The sequence below is a fragment of the Aeromonas aquatica genome (assembly GCF_000764655.1).
Lineage (GTDB): Bacteria > Pseudomonadota > Gammaproteobacteria > Enterobacterales > Aeromonadaceae > Aeromonas > Aeromonas aquatica.
This window is the reverse complement of record NZ_JRGL01000159.1, coordinates 1-18,200: the sequence shown is the minus strand read 5'-3', so window position 1 is coordinate 18,200 and position 18,200 is coordinate 1. Positions and strand designations below refer to the sequence as shown.

The 18,200-nt window shown below is 63.0% G+C and carries 17 protein-coding genes and 1 pseudogene; 14 read left to right on the top strand and 4 right to left on the bottom strand.

Going from position 1 to position 18,200, the window contains the following annotated elements; translation table 11 throughout:
• Window positions 1–8: 8 nt before the first annotated feature.
• Window positions 9–1,172, bottom strand: coding sequence for a pentaheme c-type cytochrome TorC (gene torC / locus LG30_RS0119710; RefSeq protein ID WP_033132398.1), 1,164 nt, complete (start codon window positions 1,170–1,172; stop codon window positions 9–11).
• Window positions 1,173–1,318: 146 nt separating this feature from the next.
• On the opposite strand from torC, the gene torR reads away from it, so the two are divergent.
• Window positions 1,319–2,032, top strand: a complete 714-nt coding sequence (gene torR, locus LG30_RS0119705; protein ID WP_033132397.1) for a two-component system response regulator TorR — start codon at window positions 1,319–1,321, stop codon at window positions 2,030–2,032.
• Window positions 2,033–2,113: 81 nt separating this feature from the next.
• Here torR and LG30_RS0119700 read toward each other — a convergent pair whose 3' ends face one another.
• The 3 genes from LG30_RS0119700 to torT form a co-directional block, all read right to left on the bottom strand.
• Window positions 2,114–2,518: a GFA family protein gene (locus LG30_RS0119700; protein ID WP_033132396.1), complete on the bottom strand. Its 405-nt coding sequence runs from the start codon at window positions 2,516–2,518 to the stop codon at window positions 2,114–2,116.
• Window positions 2,519–2,543: 25 nt separating this feature from the next.
• Window positions 2,544–2,834 (bottom strand): hypothetical protein, encoded by a 291-nt coding sequence (locus LG30_RS0119695; RefSeq protein WP_081966260.1) that lies wholly within the window; start codon window positions 2,832–2,834, stop codon window positions 2,544–2,546.
• A gap of 107 nt (window positions 2,835–2,941) precedes the next feature.
• A complete protein-coding gene (gene torT, locus LG30_RS0119690; RefSeq protein WP_033132394.1) occupies window positions 2,942–3,994 on the bottom strand; it encodes a TMAO reductase system periplasmic protein TorT in 1,053 nt (350 codons plus the stop codon).
• A 70-nt stretch (window positions 3,995–4,064) separates the two neighbouring features.
• On the opposite strand from torT, the gene torS reads away from it, so the two are divergent.
• From torS to LG30_RS0119625, 13 genes and pseudogenes are all read left to right on the top strand, one after another.
• On the top strand, window positions 4,065–6,878 hold the full coding sequence (gene torS / locus LG30_RS0119685; protein WP_033132393.1) for a TMAO reductase system sensor histidine kinase/response regulator TorS: 2,814 nt from the start codon (window positions 4,065–4,067) through the stop codon (window positions 6,876–6,878).
• 130 nt (window positions 6,879–7,008) lie between these two features.
• Complete coding sequence (gene glyA / locus LG30_RS0119680) at window positions 7,009–8,262, top strand: serine hydroxymethyltransferase (protein ID WP_033132392.1); 1,254 nt, start codon at window positions 7,009–7,011, stop codon at window positions 8,260–8,262.
• 109 nt (window positions 8,263–8,371) lie between these two features.
• Complete coding sequence (locus tag LG30_RS0119675) at window positions 8,372–8,800, top strand: ParB N-terminal domain-containing protein (protein WP_033132391.1); 429 nt, start codon at window positions 8,372–8,374, stop codon at window positions 8,798–8,800.
• 158 nt (window positions 8,801–8,958) lie between these two features.
• Window positions 8,959–9,408 carry a transcriptional regulator NrdR gene (gene nrdR / locus LG30_RS0119670; RefSeq protein WP_033132390.1) on the top strand — a complete coding sequence of 150 codons (450 nt, stop codon included), beginning with the start codon at window positions 8,959–8,961 and terminating at the stop codon, window positions 9,406–9,408.
• 155 nt (window positions 9,409–9,563) lie between these two features.
• Window positions 9,564–10,673, top strand: a complete 1,110-nt coding sequence (gene ribD / locus LG30_RS0119665) for a bifunctional diaminohydroxyphosphoribosylaminopyrimidine deaminase/5-amino-6-(5-phosphoribosylamino)uracil reductase RibD (RefSeq protein ID WP_033132389.1) — start codon at window positions 9,564–9,566, stop codon at window positions 10,671–10,673.
• A 130-nt stretch (window positions 10,674–10,803) separates the two neighbouring features.
• A complete protein-coding gene (locus LG30_RS0119660) occupies window positions 10,804–11,457 on the top strand; it encodes a riboflavin synthase (RefSeq protein ID WP_033132388.1) in 654 nt (217 codons plus the stop codon).
• 291 nt (window positions 11,458–11,748) lie between these two features.
• A pseudogene (ribBA, locus tag LG30_RS21070) lies at window positions 11,749–12,857 on the top strand (bifunctional 3,4-dihydroxy-2-butanone-4-phosphate synthase/GTP cyclohydrolase II).
• 131 nt (window positions 12,858–12,988) lie between these two features.
• Window positions 12,989–13,459 carry a 6,7-dimethyl-8-ribityllumazine synthase gene (ribH, locus tag LG30_RS0119650; RefSeq protein ID WP_033132387.1) on the top strand — a complete coding sequence of 157 codons (471 nt, stop codon included), beginning with the start codon at window positions 12,989–12,991 and terminating at the stop codon, window positions 13,457–13,459.
• Between the two features lie 4 nt (window positions 13,460–13,463).
• Window positions 13,464–13,877: a transcription antitermination factor NusB gene (gene nusB / locus LG30_RS0119645; protein ID WP_033132386.1), complete on the top strand. Its 414-nt coding sequence runs from the start codon at window positions 13,464–13,466 to the stop codon at window positions 13,875–13,877.
• A 56-nt stretch (window positions 13,878–13,933) separates the two neighbouring features.
• Window positions 13,934–14,893 carry a thiamine-phosphate kinase gene (gene thiL, locus LG30_RS0119640; protein ID WP_033132385.1) on the top strand — a complete coding sequence of 320 codons (960 nt, stop codon included), beginning with the start codon at window positions 13,934–13,936 and terminating at the stop codon, window positions 14,891–14,893.
• A complete protein-coding gene (locus LG30_RS0119635) occupies window positions 14,890–15,384 on the top strand; it encodes a phosphatidylglycerophosphatase A family protein (protein WP_033132384.1) in 495 nt (164 codons plus the stop codon). The genes thiL and LG30_RS0119635 overlap by 4 nt, the downstream gene beginning before the upstream one ends.
• Window positions 15,385–16,084: 700 nt before the next feature.
• Window positions 16,085–17,809 carry a dipeptide ABC transporter ATP-binding protein gene (locus LG30_RS0119630; RefSeq protein WP_033132383.1) on the top strand — a complete coding sequence of 575 codons (1,725 nt, stop codon included), beginning with the start codon at window positions 16,085–16,087 and terminating at the stop codon, window positions 17,807–17,809.
• Window positions 17,810–17,880: 71 nt separating this feature from the next.
• The coding region (locus LG30_RS0119625; RefSeq protein WP_238566463.1) for an ABC transporter substrate-binding protein at window positions 17,881–18,200 on the top strand (320 nt) is incomplete at its 3' end.

The window sequence follows — 18,200 nt, the reverse complement described above, 5'->3', positions numbered from 1 at the left end:
TCGAATCCTTAGTGGCTACCCTGGCCGCCGGTATCGGCGGCGTGGTTCTGCAGGTATTTGAGCAGGGTGCGCTCCTCTTCCTTGCTCAGGCGGTAGTAGGCGGACATCGCCTTGAGCCCGGAGATCCAGCCGTTGGCGGTGAAGTGCGCCGGGTTCGGCGCCGCGTGGCAGGAGTTGCAGGTGGACTTGTACATCTCGCCGGCATAGTCCCAGATGGGCTGTAACGAGGACTCAAGTCCCTTGCCATCGACCCAGGCCTGGACCCGTACCTGCTCCCAGGGGATCTGGGTGGCTTCATCCATCTGTTGCTTGAGCACTTGCTCGCCGGCCTTGAGCTCATCGCGCAGGGTGGCCACGAAGACCCGCTTGCCCATGTATTCGCTCAGCACCCGGCCCTTGCCGTCCCGCTCGCGCCAGCCCTCAACGACCACTTGCAGGCGATCGCCGCTGCGGGCCAGCACCTGAATGCGGGAGGCGGGCAGCAGCTTGCCGACGGCCTCGGTGCTCTGCTCATCGGCGTAGAGATCCTTCTCGGCCAGGGTGTAGAGGGTCTCGGCGGCGGGGGCTTCCTGGGCTGCCTCTTTGAGGCTGGCGAAGGTGGCGCGAAAGCCCCCTGCCATGTTCGGCAGCTCGTGGGCTATGCCCTTGTGGCACTCGATGCAGTTCATGTTCTTGGCGGCGGCGTCCTGCATGGCCAGGGCGGCGGCGGGGGACTGCCTGGCGTGATCCATGTTGTCGTAGCTGTGGCAGGACTTGCAGGTCTTGGAGTTCTGGCTGCTCATGCGGGCCCAGACCTTCTCCGCCAGGTGCAGGCGCCTGTCCTCAAACTTCTCCTGGGTGTCGATGCTGTGGCCTATGTACTCCTGATAGAGGTCGTTGGCGGCCTCCATCTTGCGGGCCACCTTGCCGACGAAGTCCTTGGGCTGGTGGCAGTCGGTACAGACCGCCTGCACCCCGGAGGCGTTCTTGTAGTGAATGGACTCCTTGTACTCCTGGTAGACGGTGCTCTCCATGGAGTGGCAGGAGACACAGAATTCCAGGGAGCTGGTCTTCTCGAAGCCGTAATGCAGGCCGACGGAGCCGGCCAGGGTCACGCCGACCCCGACCAGGATCAGCGCCAGCACCGACCAGCGGCGGCTGGGTGTGCGCAGGAAGTGCCACAGTTTTTTCATGGAAGGTCTCTCAGATCGCTTTTTTGATGTGAGCCATGATAGGGAGCGGCTGTGAACAGGGTTGCCGGTAAAAATTAATGAATTAGGGGTATTTATGAAAAAATGTGAATAGAATACTCCCCTCTTTCCCTGCTGCGAGCCCTGCCATGCGCCACCACATACTGGTCGTCGAAGATGACGTCGTGACCCGCGAGAAGCTGACCGGCTATTTCGAGCGGGAAGGGTATCGGGTGACGGCGGTGGAAGACGGGCAGGGGATGCGGGCCGCCCTGGCGGAGCAGGACATCGCCCTGGTGATGCTGGACATCAACCTGCCCGGGGAAGACGGCCTGCTGCTGACCCGCGAGCTGCGGGCTCGCAGCACGGTCGGCATCATTCTGGTCACCGGCCGCAGCGATGCGGTGGACAAAATAGTGGGGCTGGAGATGGGGGCCGATGACTATGTCACCAAGCCGTTTGAGCTCAGGGAATTGCTGGTGCGGGTCAAGAACCTGCTGTGGCGCATCTCCCTGGCGGCCCCGGTTTCGGAGGTGCGCGAGCCCGATGACGATGCGGTCTGCTTCGGCCCCTGGCGCTTCGACATTCCCCGCCGTCAGCTCAGCAAGGACGGGGTGCCGGTGCGCCTCACCAAGGCGGAATACGAGGTGCTGGTGGTGTTCGTCGCCCATGCGGGCCGGGTGCTCAGCCGGGAGCGGATCCTCTCACTGGTGACCCATCGCGGGGACGGGCCGAGCGATCGCACCATAGACGTGCTGATCCGCCGGTTAAGGGGCAAGCTGGAGGAGGAGCCGCGGGATCCCCAGCTGTTTGTCACCGTCCACGGCGAGGGTTACCTGTTCGCCGGTCAGATCGCCCCGTAGGCAGTGAATCTGGCTGCTTTTAGTGCGTTTTGTGAATTATTTAATAAGTAATTTTGCAGTAAGTGGTGGGTTGTTCTGCCATCAGGCCGGTGGTCGGGTCTCAAACTGCGGGCAGTCGTCCCCTATCCGGTGCCAGGGCGCCTTGGAGCCGACGAAGATGTGAAAGCCGGGCTGCTGGCTCGGCGCCTCGTCCAGCACCCCGAGGCGCAGGTTGATCTTGCCGCTGCTGCGCTTCTGGCTGAACAGACTGGAGCCGCAGTGGCGGCAGAAGGCGAGGCTGGTCTCCTCCGATTTCTGGAAGCGGGCGATGGCGTCGCTGCCCTTCACCACTTCGACCTTGTCCCCGTCCAGCCCACCCACCGAGGCGTAATCCGAGCCGGAAAATTTGCGGCACTCGCCGCAATGGCAGTTGCCCATGTAGTCGAAGCTGTCCGGCAGGCGTAGCTTGACGGCGCCGCACAGGCAGCTCGCGTGTAACATCTTCATCTCTCTTCCTCGCGGGTGTTTGGGTCTAGTGGTCATCCTCGGCACGAAACAGTACCCGCTTGCACTTGGCACAGGCCCATTCGCGCCGAAAGTCTGCCAGATGCACCAGACCGACCTCCAGCAGTTTGTGGTGACCGCAGTGGCGGCAGAACACTATCTTGCCGTCCACCGCCTCCGGGTGGGCACTCAGGTACTGGGCCCGGGTGGGCACCTCCTCCCAGGGGGTAGCGGGGACGCACTTGCGCTGATGGCTGTAGTAGATCCAGTAAAACAGAAAGAAGACCACCAGAATGATAAAGGTCAGCAGATGCTCCATCACGACTCTCCCCGTTTGCCCTGTGCGGTTCCAGACTTAAATGCTATTCGAATGAATATGTTACAAGAACCGCCAAGGGGGGATTGTGATCCGCTTCGGGTTTTGGTCTAGGGGCTTGCCTGGTCCAGGCCGACCCGGTAGACGGGACGAAAATTCCCATCCGACAGCGAGTGTTCCGGCGCGCTCAGGGGGGCTGTCAGGGTCAGGATGGGAGGCCCCATGACCCGTGGGCACTGCGCCTCGCTGGCATCCGGCTGCCTGAGCAGACAGACCGCCTGAGCCACCGAGAGACGTCCCTGCTCGCGCATCTGATCGCTGTTGGCGGTGAGGATCTTGCCGCGCAGCAGGCCGCGCTGGACCCCGTGACTGAAGTAGATGGAGAGCACCCTGGGATGCCCGGCATGATGCTGGGCCAGCTCGTTGACCGCCACTTCGGCGGCGATGGCGCCCCCCACCAGATAGTCGAGGTCGGGATGGCGGCTCAGGGTCTGCTGCACCAGGGTGCGCTGGATCTCGCGGCTGTTGTCGCCGCGCATCGTGGTGACGAGCCGGATGGCGCTGCCACGGATGGCATCAAGGAAGCCGGACTCGACGAAGGGGGTGCCGCCGCCGGAGTCGGGGCCCGGAAAGAGGGCGACCGAGACGGGCGGGCTGCCCGCCGGATGGCGCTCAGCCAGCCAGTGGCCGATGCGCCAGCCCATCTGTTGCCAGGGCACGCCAACCTGGGCGATGGCAAGCCCCGGGGCGAGATCGTTGACCAGACCGAACACCGGCAGGGGGCTCTGCCTGATGGCCTCGGCCAGGCCCTCATAGCTGACCGCGCCGAGCAGTATGGCGTCACTCCCCTCGTCGGCGCATTGGCGCAGCTGCTTGCGCTGCTCGGCCAGGGCTCCGTAGCCCCCCGCCTCGTGGATCCGCACCCGGGCGCCCAGCCGCCTGGCCTCCTCCACCATGCCCTGATTGACCGACAGCCAGTAGGCATCCCGCAGATGGGGGTAGAGTGCACACAGGGTCAAGGGCTTGGCGAGGGGCGCAGGCTCCGCCCAGGCCAGCCGCGTGGGCTGGCCGGTGAAGGCCCCGTCCGGCCAGTGCTCCACCTCGAAGGCGAAGGCGGGACGGGCGAGCAGCGCGAGCAGAATGCACAGAGAGAGGCTTCGCATGGCAGAGGGTTTTGTTAAAGTGTGAGGCCCTATTATCCGGACAAAACCGATCACAACCAAGGGATCCCCCGTGCGAATGTTTTCCGGCCTTGGCGGCAAGTTGCTGTTGGCCTTCTCCCTGATGGCACTGCTGACCCTGAGCGCCTCCCTGCTGGGCTGGGTCGGGCTCAACCGCCTGCGCCAGCTGGAGCAGGGAGTGCAGCAGACCCTGGCGAGCCAGGAGAGCGCCCGCACCCTTGCGCGCCTTGGCGGCGAGATCCAGAACTCGTCCCACCTGCTGGCCATGGCGAGCAGCGAGGCCGAGCGTGCGCATCAGGGACGCCTGCTGACCCTGCAGGGGCAGCAGATGCAACAGGTGCTGGACAGGCTCGGCACCGAGGGGGATCTGGCACAGCTCCATCGACTCAGCCAGACCATCATCGGCAACCTGGGGCAGCAGGGCTGGCTGGTGGGGGAGCGGCTGGGGCTGATGGCCGAAGGCAGTGCGCTGCGCACTAGGCTGGTGGGCGCCGCCGGCCAGGTGGCGGAGCTGGCCCGCAGCCAGATGGAAAACGCCGAGACCGTGATGGTGGCGGGCATGGGATCCCTCTATGGGTTGCAGGGAGTCCCCGCCCATGGGGTGCTCGATCGCCTGCTGGAGCAGGATCTCGACTGGCTTGAGCAGATGACGGAACTGCGTCACCGCACCCTGATGCAGCAGCAACGCATCGAGGAGATCTGGCGCAGCGAGCAACAACCCGCCTTGCAGCGGTTGCAACAGGAGAGCCGCAAGGCCCTGGCCATCTTGCAACTGCGGGCTGGCGCCGTGACGGATCCCGGTCGCCGGGCGTCGGTGGAGCAGGCGCTGGCGCTGCTCGGGCAGAGCGACAAGCTGGTGCAACTGCGCAGTGACTGGCTCGGCAAGGGGGAGGCGCTGCGGGTGTTGGCCTCGGCCAACGAGGTCATGATGGCGAGCCTCAACCAGCAGGTCGACAGCCTGGTGACGGGGGCGCGCGACGCCCTCGGCCAGAGCCAGCAGGCGCTGCGGGAGCGGCTGCAACTGGTGGAGCGGGCCCTGGTGCTGATCGGCCTGCTCACCCTTGGCCTATTGATCCTGCTGATGTGGCGCATTGTCTACGGTCGTATCGTCTGGCCGCTGCAACACGCGGTGGAGGGGATGAGCCGGCTGGCGCGGGGGGATCTGGCGCCCTTGCCCTCAAGGGCACAGGGGCAGGACGAGCTGGCCGAGCTCGGCCGGGCCCTGCAGGTGTTTCGCGACAACGCCATCGAGCTCGGTCGCTATCAGCGGGAGCTGGAGTCCAGGGTGGAGGAGCGCACCGGCCAGCTCAGCCATGCGAACCTGCGCCTCAACGAAGAGGTGGAGAAGCAGCGACTGGCCCGCGCCGAGGCGGAGCAGGCCAACCGGGCCAAGTCGGTCTTCCTCGCCACCATGAGCCACGAGATCCGTACCCCCATGAACGGCATCCTCGGGGGACTCAGTCTGCTGGAAGATACCCGGCTCAATGGGGAGCAGCAGCGCTATCTGGCCGCCATCGGCCACAGCGGTGAATCCCTGCTCGAGATCCTCAACGACATTCTCGACTACTCCAAGATAGAGGCAGGCCACGTGGAGGCTCGCCGCGAGCCCTTCCCGCTGCACCAGCTGGCGGACGAGCTCTGCACCCTGTTTCGGCCAAGGGCCGAGGCCAAGGGGCTGCGCCTCGAGCTGGCCTGTGCCGACACCCTGCCCCCCGTGGTGGAGGGGGACATGGGCAAGCTGCGCCAGGTGCTCGCCAACCTGCTCGGCAACGCCGTCAAGTTCACCCGGCAGGGGCGCATCAGCCTGTCGCTGATGCCGCTGGCGTGCGATGGCCCCTGCGCCGAGCCCTGCATCGAGTTCGTGGTGCAGGATACCGGCCCCGGCATCCCGGACGATGAGCAGCAACTGGTGTTCGAGGCGTTTCGCCAGCGCAAGCGGGATCTCGGCCATCAGGGTGGCACCGGGCTTGGCCTTGCCATCAGCCAGAAGCTGGTGAGCGCCATGGGGGGCGAGTTGCTACTGTCCAGCGAGCCGGGGGAGGGATGCCGCTTCAGCTTCAGCCTGCCCCTGCAACGTTCGGCCGCGCTCCTGCCAACGGAGCCGCAGCCCTTCCACCTCTGCCGGCCACGGGAGATCCTGCTGGTGGAGGACAACGAGATCAACCGGCTGGTGGCGCAAGGCATGCTGGCGCGCCTCGGCCACGGCGTTACCCTGGCGGAGGACGGTCGCAGCGCGCTGGCGCTGGTGACCGAACGGGCATTCGATCTGGCGCTGCTCGACATCAACCTGCCGGACATGGACGGCATCAGCCTGCGGGAAGATCTCGCCGCCATCAGCGAGGAGGTCCATGGCCGGGCGCTGCCCGCCATCGCCGTCTCGGCCCAGATGTACCCCGAGGATATCCGCCACTGCCTGGCGGCCGGCTTCGCCGATTTTGTCGGCAAGCCGGTGCGGCTGGCGGCCCTGGCCGGCGCCATCGCGCGTCAGTGCAAGGAGGAAGACGCCTCGATCGCTCAGGCTGGCACTGAGGCGACGGCGTCACGACCGGCTGCGGGCAATGCGATGCTGGAGGCGGATCTGCCCATGCTGGGCCTGCCGCGCATCCGCCAGCTGGTCGCGCTGTTCGAGTCGCAGGGCGCCGAGCTGGTGGCGGCACTGGTAGCGAGCGAGCCCGGAGAGGCGCGGCGACAATGGGCCCACAAGCTCAAGGGCAGCGCCCTGGCGCTGGGCTTGAGCGAGCTTGCGACGCACTGCGCCGAGCTGGAGGCGGGGGGTGGTGATCCGGCGACCCTGACCGCGGTGTTCGAGGAGACCATGGAGGCGTTGCGGCGCTGGCTGGCGACGAAAAGCGTGGCTGCCGACTGAATAAATGTGCATTTTGCAACATAGATTCAACATTTTTTTAGGTGGTTGGACTGTCTCTTTGATCTCGCTCACGTTACAATGCGCGGGCCCACTTCACCTATCGCGCAAACGATTTTCAGGAGATAAACGGATGTTGAAACGTGACATGACCATCGCCGGCTACGATCCCGAGCTGTGGCAGGCCATTACCGACGAGACCCGTCGTCAGGAAGAGCATATTGAGCTGATCGCGTCTGAGAACTACACCAGCCCCCGTGTCATGGAAGCCCAGGGCTCCCAGCTGACCAACAAGTACGCTGAAGGCTACCCGGCCAAGCGTTACTACGGAGGTTGCGAGTATGTGGACGTGGTTGAGACCCTGGCCATCGAGCGCGCCAAGGAACTGTTTGGTGCCACTTACGCCAACGTGCAGCCGCACTCCGGCTCCCAGGCCAACAGCGCCGTCTACATGGCCCTGCTGCAGCCGGGCGACACCGTGCTGGGCATGAACCTGGCCCACGGCGGTCACCTGACCCACGGCTCCCCGGTCAACTTCTCCGGCAAGCTGTACAACATCATCCCCTACGGCATCGATGAATCCGGCAAGATCGACTACGACGAGATGGAACGTCTGGCCGTCGAGCACAAGCCGAAGATGATGATCGGTGGCTTCTCCGCCTACTCCGGTATCGTTGACTGGGCCCGCATGCGCGAGATCGCCGACAAGATCGGTGCCTGGCTGTTCGTCGACATGGCTCACGTTGCCGGTCTGATTGCCGCTGGCGTCTACCCGAACCCGGTGCCCCACGCTCACGTGGTCACCTCCACCACCCACAAGACCCTGGCCGGTCCGCGCGGTGGTCTGATCCTCTCCGCCGCCGATGACGAAGAGCTCTACAAGAAGCTGAACTCCGCCGTCTTCCCGGGTGGCCAGGGCGGCCCGCTGATGCACGTCATCGCCGGCAAGGCCGTGGCCTTCAAGGAAGCCCTTGAGCCCGAGTTCAAGACCTACCAGGCCCAGGTCGTCAAGAACGCCAAGGCCATGGTCGAGGTGTTCCTGAGCCGTGGTTACAAGATCGTCTCCGGCGGTACCGACAACCACCTCATGCTGGTGGATCTGATCGGCCGCGAGCTGACCGGTAAAGAAGCCGATGCCGCCCTCGGCAAGGCCAACATCACCGTCAACAAGAACTCGGTGCCGAACGACCCACGTTCCCCCTTCGTCACCTCTGGTGTGCGTCTGGGTACCCCGGCCATCACTCGCCGCGGCTTCAAGGAAGCCGAGAGCAAGCAGCTGGCTGGCTGGATCTGTGACGTGCTGGATAACCACGACAACGACGAAGTGCTGGCCACCGTGCGTGAGAAAGTGCTGGATATCTGCCATCGTCTGCCGGTTTATGCCTGATACGCCAGAAACTCTGGTATAAAAACAATGCCACCCTCGGGTGGCATTGTTGTTTATATGGCGGCGCCACTTGGGCGCCGTGCACCGCCGATCATAGAGAGGAGATCTCATGCCCGATCAGACAAGACTCAACGATAACGACCTCATCTCGTCCATCCGCCCCCAGTATCACTTTCGCCCCGCGCCCGAGGGCCTGCTGGCGTGGGACGTGCGCAGGCTGGTGAGGCTCAGCCGTGAGCTGCCAGTGCGCCCTGTCCCCCTCTCGCAGATTGCTGAGCTGGACAGCGTGCACTGGTACGGACATGGGAGCGTGAGGCCCACGGTGCGCAGCATAGTCGAGCACTGCCAGCTGATGCTGGCCGCGGATCTCGCCTATCCCATCATCCTGGACAGCGAAGGCCGGGTGATGGATGGCATGCACAGGGTGAGCAAGGCGCTGATGCAAGGGGCGACCCACATCGATGCGGTGCAGTTTGAACAAGATCCGGCTCCCGACTATGTGGACTGCGATCCCGACACCTTGCCCTATGACGATTGAGCGGCTGTGCCCCCTGTCGTCTCGATGCCACCCACGGGTGGCATTGTTTTTTCTGGGCTTTTACCGGTTTTGGGTGGCCGTGTTACACTGGCAGGCCAAGATCCTGACCCCAATGGCAGGTGACCCTTTACTTGCCCTGAGTTTGCGCCGGAGGTCCGATGCATTGCCCTTTCTGTAGTGCTGTTGATACCAAGGTGATCGATTCCCGTCTGGTGGCAGAAGGCCATCAGGTGCGCCGACGCCGCGAGTGCCTGCTCTGCCACGAGCGCTTCACCACCTTCGAGATGGCCGAGCTGGTGATGCCCCGCATCATCAAGTCCAACGGCTCTCGCGAGCCCTTCAACGAAGACAAGCTGCGCGGCGGCATACTGCGGGCGCTGGAGAAGCGGCCGGTGAGCATGGAAGCCATCGAGAAGGGGATCAATCACATCAAGTCCCGCCTGCGCGCCACCGGCGAGCGCGAGGTTGCCTCCCAACTGCTGGGCAACCTGGTGATGGATGAACTCAAGACCCTCGACAAGGTGGCCTATATTCGCTTCGCCTCCGTCTATCGCAGCTTCGAAGACATCCGCGAGTTCGGCGAAGAGATCGCCAAGCTGGAGAAGTAACGAGGGTGAGCAAGGCAATATCCGCTTCGCCCCTCTCTACCTCAGGACTCGAGGATATCCGCCTTGTTCTGACAAGAAGCGGTGAAGAGATCGCCAAGCTGGAAAAATAGGCCGGCGCCATATAACCCATTTTCTCGCCTGTAACGGGAGCCCAGATGTTTAGTCAAGACGATTATCAATGGATGAACCGGGCCCTCGAGCTGGCCCGCCGCGGCCGCTACACCACGGCCCCGAACCCCTGTGTCGGCGCCGTGCTGGTCAAGGCCGGCGTGGTGGTGGGGGAGGGCTGGCACCAGCGTGCCGGCGAACCCCATGCGGAAGTTTATGCCCTGCACGCCGCCGGGGAAGAGGCCCGTGGTGCCACCGCCTACGTGACCCTGGAGCCTTGCTCCCACCATGGTCGCACGCCCCCCTGCGCCGAGGCGCTGATCAAGGCCGGGGTGACCCGGGTGGTCGCCGCCATGGTGGATCCCAATCCCCAGGTGGGCGGGCGCGGTCTGCGCATGCTGTCCGAGGCGGGCATCAAGGCGGACTTCGGCCTGCTCAGTGCCGAGGCCGAGGCGCTCAATCCCGGCTTCTTCAAGCGGATGCGCACCGCCTTCCCCCAGGTGACGGTCAAGCTCGGCGCGAGTCTCGATGGCCGCACCGCCATGGCGAGCGGTGAGAGCCAGTGGATCACCGGTCCCCTTGCCCGTGCCGACGTGCAGCGCCTGCGTGCCCGTCACGATGCCGTGCTCTCCAGCGCCGAGACGGTGCTGACCGACGGCGCCTCCCTGAACGTGCGGTGGGACGAGCTGCCCCCCTCGGTCAAGGCGGTCTATCCCAAGGAGGCCCTGCGCCAGCCGCTGCGGGTCATCGTCGACTCGCAGAACCGGCTGACCCCTGACTTGCCGCTGTTCCAGACCACGGGACCCGTGCTGCTGGCCCGTCACAAGGTGGCCGGGGACTGGCCCGAGTGGGTGCAGCAGCTGGAGTTGCCGCTGCTGGACGGCAAGCTGGATCTGGTGAGCCTGTTCATGCTGCTGGCCAAGCGGAACATCAACTCCGTGCTGGTGGAGGCGGGGCCAACGCTGTGCGGCGCCCTGTTGACCAAGGGGCTGGTGGATGAGCTGGTGCTCTATCAGGCGCCCAAGCTCCTGGGGGACGAGGGCCGCGGCCTGTTCCACCTGCCCGAGTTGACCCGCCTGTTCCAGGCGCCCAAGCTCAACCTCAAGGATGTGCGGCTGGTGGGGCAGGACATTCGCATCACGGCCAAGATCGTTTAGCCCCGAAGCGCTAGGGTGGGTGGCCGAACACAGGCCATTCCCATCACGGCCAAAGGGGCTGATCCTTCAGTTCTCCATATTCAACACAGGCCGGGGCTGAGCGGGCCCCGTCATCAGCAAGGTGATCTGCATGTTTACCGGAATTATCGAAGCCATGGGTACCCTGGCCGAGCTGCGTCGTCAGGGGGAGGACATGGCCCTGACGGTGCACGCGCCGACCCTCGACTTTAGCGACGTCAAGCTCGGCGACTCCATCGCCACCAACGGCGTCTGCCTGACGGTGGTGGCCCTGGGTGATCAGCGTTACACCGCCGACGTGTCGCTGGAGACCCTGTCTCGCACCGGCTTTGCCAGCGCCAAGGTCGGCGATCCCGTCAACCTGGAAAAAGCCTTGATGCCGACCTCGCGCCTCGGCGGCCACCTGGTCTCCGGCCACGTGGACGGCATCGGCGAGGTGAAGAGCAAGTCCAGCAGTGGCCGCGCCATCGAATACTGGATTGAAGCGCCTAGCGAGCTCGCCCGCTACATCGCCGAGAAGGGCTCCATCGCGGTGGATGGCATCAGCCTCACGGTCAACGCCGTGCAGGGCTCGCTGTTTCGCCTCACCATAGTGCCCCACACCGCCCAGGAGACCACCATAGCCCGCTGGAAGCCGGGCCATCGGGTCAACCTCGAGGTGGATCAGATAGCCCGCTATCTGGAGCGGCTGATGCAGGGCAAGGGACAGGAGAGCGCGGGCTCGTCTCTGACCCTGGAGAAACTGGCGCAATCCGGTTTCCTGTGATGGTGAATAATTCCATCATTCATTGATGTGGTGGTTTAATTATCCGTTTAATATTTATTTTTTGGTATAAACAGCTAGTGAAATGCGGTTGTTTGCCTTGTTGATGAGCGCTCGCGACGGATCCCGGCCCGCCGCTCAGCCCGATAGCCTGGCTGAGTGGTCCGCCAAACCGGTTTTCTGTGATCCCGCCCGGGTTGAAACGGGGGCCAGCGCCCCCATCTAGGACGGAATGACGCAGTATCAAGTCGAGCCCACGGGCTCAATCCCCGAAGCATGTTGATGGAGTAGCCCATGGCGCTGAGCACAACCCAGGAAATCATTGCCGATATCAAGGCTGGCAAGATGGTGATCCTGATGGATGACGAAGACAGGGAGAATGAAGGGGACCTCATCATGGCCGCCTCCTGTGTCCGGCCGGAAGACATCAATTTCATGGCCCGTTACGGCCGTGGGTTGATCTGCCTGACCCTGACCCGGGATCGCTGCAAGCAGCTGGCGCTGCCGCTGATGGTAGACCGTAACAACGCCCAGTTCTCCACCGCCTTCACCGTCACCATAGAGGCGGCCGAAGGGGTGACCACCGGCATCTCCGCCGCCGATCGCGCCGTCACCGTGCAGGCCGCCGTGGCGCCGAACGCCAAGGCTGCGGATCTGGTGCAGCCCGGCCACATCTTCCCGCTGATGGCGCAGGACGGCGGCGTGCTGACCCGTGCCGGTCACACCGAGGCGGGCTGCGATCTGGCCCGGTTGGCTGGCTATGAGGCGGCCTCCGTCATTGTCGAGATCCTCAACGAAGACGGCTCCATGGCGCGCCGCCCGGATCTGGAGATCTTCGCGGAGCAGCACGGCATCAAGCTCGGCACCATCGCGGATCTCATCGAGTACCGCAATCAGCACGAGACCACGGTGGAGAAGGTGGCCGAGTGCAAGCTGCCCACCGAGTACGGCGAATTCGACCTCATCACCTTCCGCGACACCATCGACAATCAGGTGCACTTCGCCCTGAGGAAGGGTGAGTCCAGGCCGACAAGCCGGCCCTGGTGCGAGTGCATCTGCACGACGTGCTGAGCGATCTGCTGCACACCGACCGTCACAGCGCCCGTAGCTGGCCGCTGCCGAAGTCCATGGCGCGCATCGCGCAAGAGGGTGGCGTGCTGGTGATCCTGGGGGCGGAAGCCAGCGGCAGCGAGCTGCTGGCCCGAGTCAAGGCGTTCGAAGCCGCCGACAAGGGGCTGCAACCGGAAGGGGCCAAGTGGCAGGGTACCTCGCGCCGGGTCGGCGTGGGCTCCCAGATCCTCAAGACCCTGGGAGTCGGCAAGATGCGACTCTTGAGCTCCCCCAAGAAATATCACGCCCTGGGTGGCTTCGGTCTCGAGGTCGTGGAATACGTCGGCGAATAAACCCTGCGGATGAATGAACAAGCCACCATGCTCGCCCTGTGCGGGCATGGTTTTTGTCGTGGGTCTGTTGTGCTAGAATGTGCGCACTTTTGACCCCGGCCCTTTTTGATTGCACAGAGACAGGATTTCCAATGAAGATTATCGAAGGAAATATCGCGGCTCCCGAGGCGCGTGTTGCTATTGTCGTTGCCCGTTTCAACAGCTTCATCAATGACAGCCTGGTGAACGGTGCGCTGGACGTGCTCAAGCGTCAAGGCCAGGTGCAGGACAGCAATCTGACCCTGGTGCGCGTGCCGGGTGCCGTCGAAATCCCCCTGGCGGCCAAGAAGCTGGCCAAGAGTGGTCAATACGATGCCATCGTCGCCCTCGGCACCGTCATCCGTGGTGGTACCTACCACTTCGAACTGGTGGCGAGCGAGAACGGCAAGGGTCTGGCCCAGGTAATGATGGAATATGAAATTCCCGTTGCCTTCGGCGTGCTGACCACCGAAAACATCGAACAAGCCATCGAGCGCGCCGGTACCAAGGCGGGTAACAAGGGTGCAGAGGCTGCACTGAGTGCGCTCGAAATGATCAACGTACTGAAACTGCTTGAGGAATAATACATTGAAACCGTCTGAGCGCCGTAAGGCCCGTCATTGCGCCACCCAGGCCATCTACCAGTGGCAGATGACCAAGGCTAACGTGGGCGACATCGAAGAGCAGTTCAAGATCGATCAGGACACCAAGGGTGTGGACCTGAGCTATTTCCGCGATCTGCTGTTCGGGGTAGCCCTCCACTGCAGCGAGCTGGACAAGGTGTTTTCTCCTTTCCTCTCCCGTCCGCTGGACGAAGTGGACATGGTGGACAAGGCGATCCTGCGTCTGGCGACCTACGAGCTGACCCGTCGTGATGATGTGCCGCCGCGCGTGGTGATCAACGAAGCGATCGAGCTGGCCAAAGCCTTCGCCGCCGATGACAGCCACAAGTTTGTCAACGGTGTACTGGACAAGGTGATCAAGACGCTGCCGAAGCGTTGATCCCGTCGTCCATCCGCATTAAGAGAGGAGCCAGCTTATTGCTGGCTTTTTACTGTATGGGTGAATTTGAGCTGATTGAGAAGTACTTCAAGGTCCCCCACGCCCGCAAGGACGTGGTGATGGGCCCTGGAGATGACTGCGCCCTGCTGACCCTGCCTGCCGATACCCAGCTGGCGGTGAGCACCGATACCCTGGTGAGCGGCGTGCATTTCTTTCCCGACATGGATCCGGTGGATCTCGGCTACAAGGCGCTGGCGGTCAATCTGTCCGATCTCGCTGCCATGGGGGCAGAGCCGCGCTGGGTCTCGATGGCGCTGACCCTGCCGGCCATCAACGAGGCCTGGGTCGCCGGCTTTGCCGAGGGCTTCCTCGAGCTTGCCGAGTACTACAACGTGGCCCTGGTGGGGGGGGACATGACCCGCGGCCCGCTCTCCATCACCGTCTCGGTGAAGGGCTCGGTGCCGACCGGGCGCGCCCTGCTGCGCAGCGGCGCCAAGGCCGGCGACGGCATCTATGTGACCGGCACCCTGGGGGACGCCGCCCTGGCGCTCTCCCATCTGCTGGGCAAGCGCAGCCTCAACGAGAACCAACTGGCCGCGGTGCTGCCGCGCCTCGATCACCCCCATCCCCGCATCCTGGCTGGCCAGGCCCTGCGCGGGCTGGCGGGCAGTGCGCTGGATCTCTCCGATGGTCTGGCCTCGGATCTTGGCCACATCCTCAAGGCCTCCGGCGTGCGGGCGCAGATCGATCTCGGTCTGCTGCCGCTCTCCCCCGTGTTGCAGGATGCGGTGCCCGAACGGGATGCCTGGCAGCTGGCGCTGGCGGGGGGCGATGACTACGAGCTCTGCTTCACCGTGCCACAGGAGCATCACGGCGCGCTGGACACGGCGCTGGCGAACTGCGGCGTCAAGTTCACCCGCATCGGCCGGATCCTGGCTGGCGAGCCCGGCATCGACTATGTGCGGGGCGAGCAAGCGGTGGAGCTTGAACTCAAGGGATGGGATCACTTCGCATGAGCTTGTTTATGATAAAGCCCGAGTTGAAACGGCTGAACCTGAGGAACCCGCGCCACCTGCTGGCGGTGGGCTTTGGTGCCGGCCTCTCTCCCAAGGCGCCGGGCACCATGGGGACCTTAGTCGCCATTCCGCTCTACCTGCTGGTGAGCGGCCTTTCTACCCCCTGGTTTGTCGCCTTGCTGGCGCTGGGCTTCGTGGCGGGGATCTGGATCTGCCAGGGTGCCACCGATGCCATCGGCATGCCGGATCACGGCGCCATCGTCTGGGACGAGGTGATTGGCTTCGGGGTGACCATGATTGCGGCCCCCGCCGGCTGGGAGTGGGTGCTGGCCGGTTTCGTGCTGTTCCGGCTGTTCGATGTGCTCAAGCCCTGGCCCATCTCCTGGTTCGATCGCCGCATCCACGGCGGCCTGGGCATCATGCTCGACGATCTGATCGCGGGTCTGTTCGCCCTCTTGTGCATGCAGTTGCTGGCCGGCTGGATAGGCTAAGTCCTGCCGTCTTCGGGCAGGCTGGACATCCTGCTCGACGAGCTGTCTGATCGCCGGGTTATTCACCCCGTCCTGCATGCAGCGACTGGCCGGCGGGATAAAATAATTCCCTCGGATGGAGTGCAGGTCCGACCTTTTGGCGGACCTGCACTGTTTTGTATGCAATTTTACCCCTGCCTCCCCCCCATGGCCGCCCCCGTCACTGGCGGATCATTCTGATTTATCCCTATTTACCTCTGCTTATTTTTCCTTCATCCAGATATGCTGCCGTTAAAAAATCATTTTACATAAATATTCACTACTCATTCGAAGCTCGACAGGCGAAATGGAATAGTTGATCTGATTGCTTGTTAAGCTATTGTTGAAATTTAAATGTGGTAACCACTCGCGTTGCCGTCACAACATCTGCTAATGTGATTTTAGTCGACATTTTACGCCATTGAAGTGTGCGTTATCTGCGCAAAACATTGCGAAATTGTATAACTGGATCATTTACACCCGCGGGCAAACCGACTAACTTACTCGCGGGTTATTCCAAAAAAATGCAAAAAACCCGCCCGGATTGCTGGTTTCGCTGCCTCATGGATTGAGCGTTTCTTACTCGCTAAACACTCAATATCAACGACTCAAGGCACACCCAGCATCTGCGGCTGATTTACGGACGAATTATTTGGGACGGATGTCCCCCGCAGAGGTAACCATGTCCTTGCTCGAAGTGAAAAACTTGCGGATCGAGTACCCCTCCCGCTATGGGGTGCTGGCCGCGGTGAAGGATCTCTCTTTTTCTGTTGAAAAGGGGGAGATCGTCGGGGTGGTCGGCGAATCAGGTGCCGGCAAATCCACCATCGGCAATGCCGTCATCGATCTGTTGAGCCCGCCCGGTCGCATCGCCCGTGGCGACATCTACCTCAATGGTGAGCTGATCTCCGGCAAGAGCCAGAACGAGATGCGGGCCATCCGCGGCTCCCGTATCGGCTTCATCTTCCAGGATCCCATGACCTCCCTGAACCCGCTGTTCACCGTTGAGCGGCAGCTGGTGGAGACCATCCTGGCCAATACCGACCTCAATCGCGAGGCCGCCTTCGCCAAGGCGCTCGAGCTGATGAGCGCGGTCGGCATTCCGCAACCGGAATTGCGCATCAAGCAATATCCCTATCAATTCTCCGGCGGCATGCGCCAGCGGGTGGTCATCGCCATCGCCCTGTCGGGGGATCCCGAGCTCATCATCGCCGATGAGCCGACCACGGCGCTGGACGTCTCCATTCAGGACCAGATCCTGCAACTCATCCGCAACCTGTGCAAGGAGCGTCAGGTGGGTTGCATGCTGGTGACCCACGACATGGGGGTCGTCTCCAACGTCACCGACAAGGTGGCGGTGATGTATCGCGGCGATCTGGTGGAGTTCGGTACCACCGAACAGGTGCTGGGTCGCCCCAGTCACCCCTATACCCGCAGCCTCATCTCGGCGGTGCCCCGCTCGGACGTCAAGCTGGTGCGTTTCCCGCTGGTTTCCTATATCGAAGACGCGAGCGCGCCGGACACCAGTATCGACCTCAAGACCCACTGGCTCGGCCAGAGTCAGGATCAGCGCAGCTATGAAGGGGCGCTGCTGCGGGTGGAGAACGTGGATCTGAAGTTTGTCACCAAGAACTCCCTGTTCCCGAGCCGTCGCCAGTACGTGCGTGCCTGCAACAACGTCAGCTTCGAGATCTTCGAAGGGGAGACCTTCGGTCTGGTGGGGGAGTCGGGTTCCGGCAAATCCACCATAGCCCGCGCCATCACCGGCCTCTATCCGCCCGATACCGGCAAAATCGTGTTCGAGGGGATCGATCTGACTGCCCTGAAAGGGGAACACGAGCGTCGCCCGCTGCGCCGCCAGATGCAGATGGTGTTCCAGAACCCTTACTCCTCGATGAACCCGCGCATGAAGGTGCGTGACATCATCGCAGAGCCCATTCGCTTCCATAAACTCGCCAGCAGCGAGAGCCAGATCCAGGGGATAGTGAGCGACTTGCTCGATCACGTCGGCCTCGGCCGCGGTGCCGGAGTCAAGTATCCCCACGAGTTCTCCGGTGGTCAGCGCCAGCGCATCTCCATTGCCCGTGCCCTGGCGACCCGGCCGCGTTTCCTCATCTGCGACGAGCCGACCTCGGCGCTGGATGTCTCGGTACAGGCCCAGATCCTCAACCTGCTCAAGGATTTGCAGCAGGAGCTTGGGCTCACCATGCTGTTCATCAGCCACGACTTGCCGGTCATTCGCCAGATGTGCGATCGCATCGGGGTGATGCATCACGGTCATCTGGTGGAAGTGGCCGAGACCGAGAAACTCTTTACCAATGCCGAGCATGAGTACAGCCGCAAGCTGATCTCGCTGATGCCGGAGTTTAAGGGAATGTCCCGCGAGGGGCTGGAAATCGCAAGTTAGGAAAGCGCCGGCTCGCCGGTCTGTTTGTCATCAATAGTATCAATAAAAAAGCCAAAAGCATGGAGAAAGACATGAAGAAAGGATTATCAAAGATTGCCATGGCGCTGTTCGCCGCTGGTTTCGCATTTAACGTCTCTGCCGCCGACATCAAGGTGGCCGTCGCCTCCGATGCCACCTCGCTGGACCCGCAGGAGCAGCTCTCCGGTCAGACCCTGGAGATGTCTCACCTGGTGTTCGATCCCCTGATGCGTTACACCCAGGATCTGCAATTCGAGCCGCGTCTGGCCGAGAAGTTTGAGCGCATCGACGACAAGACCGTCCGCTTCCACCTGCGCAAGGGCGTCAAGTTCCATTCCGGTAACGCGTTCACCGCCGACGACGTGGTCTGGAC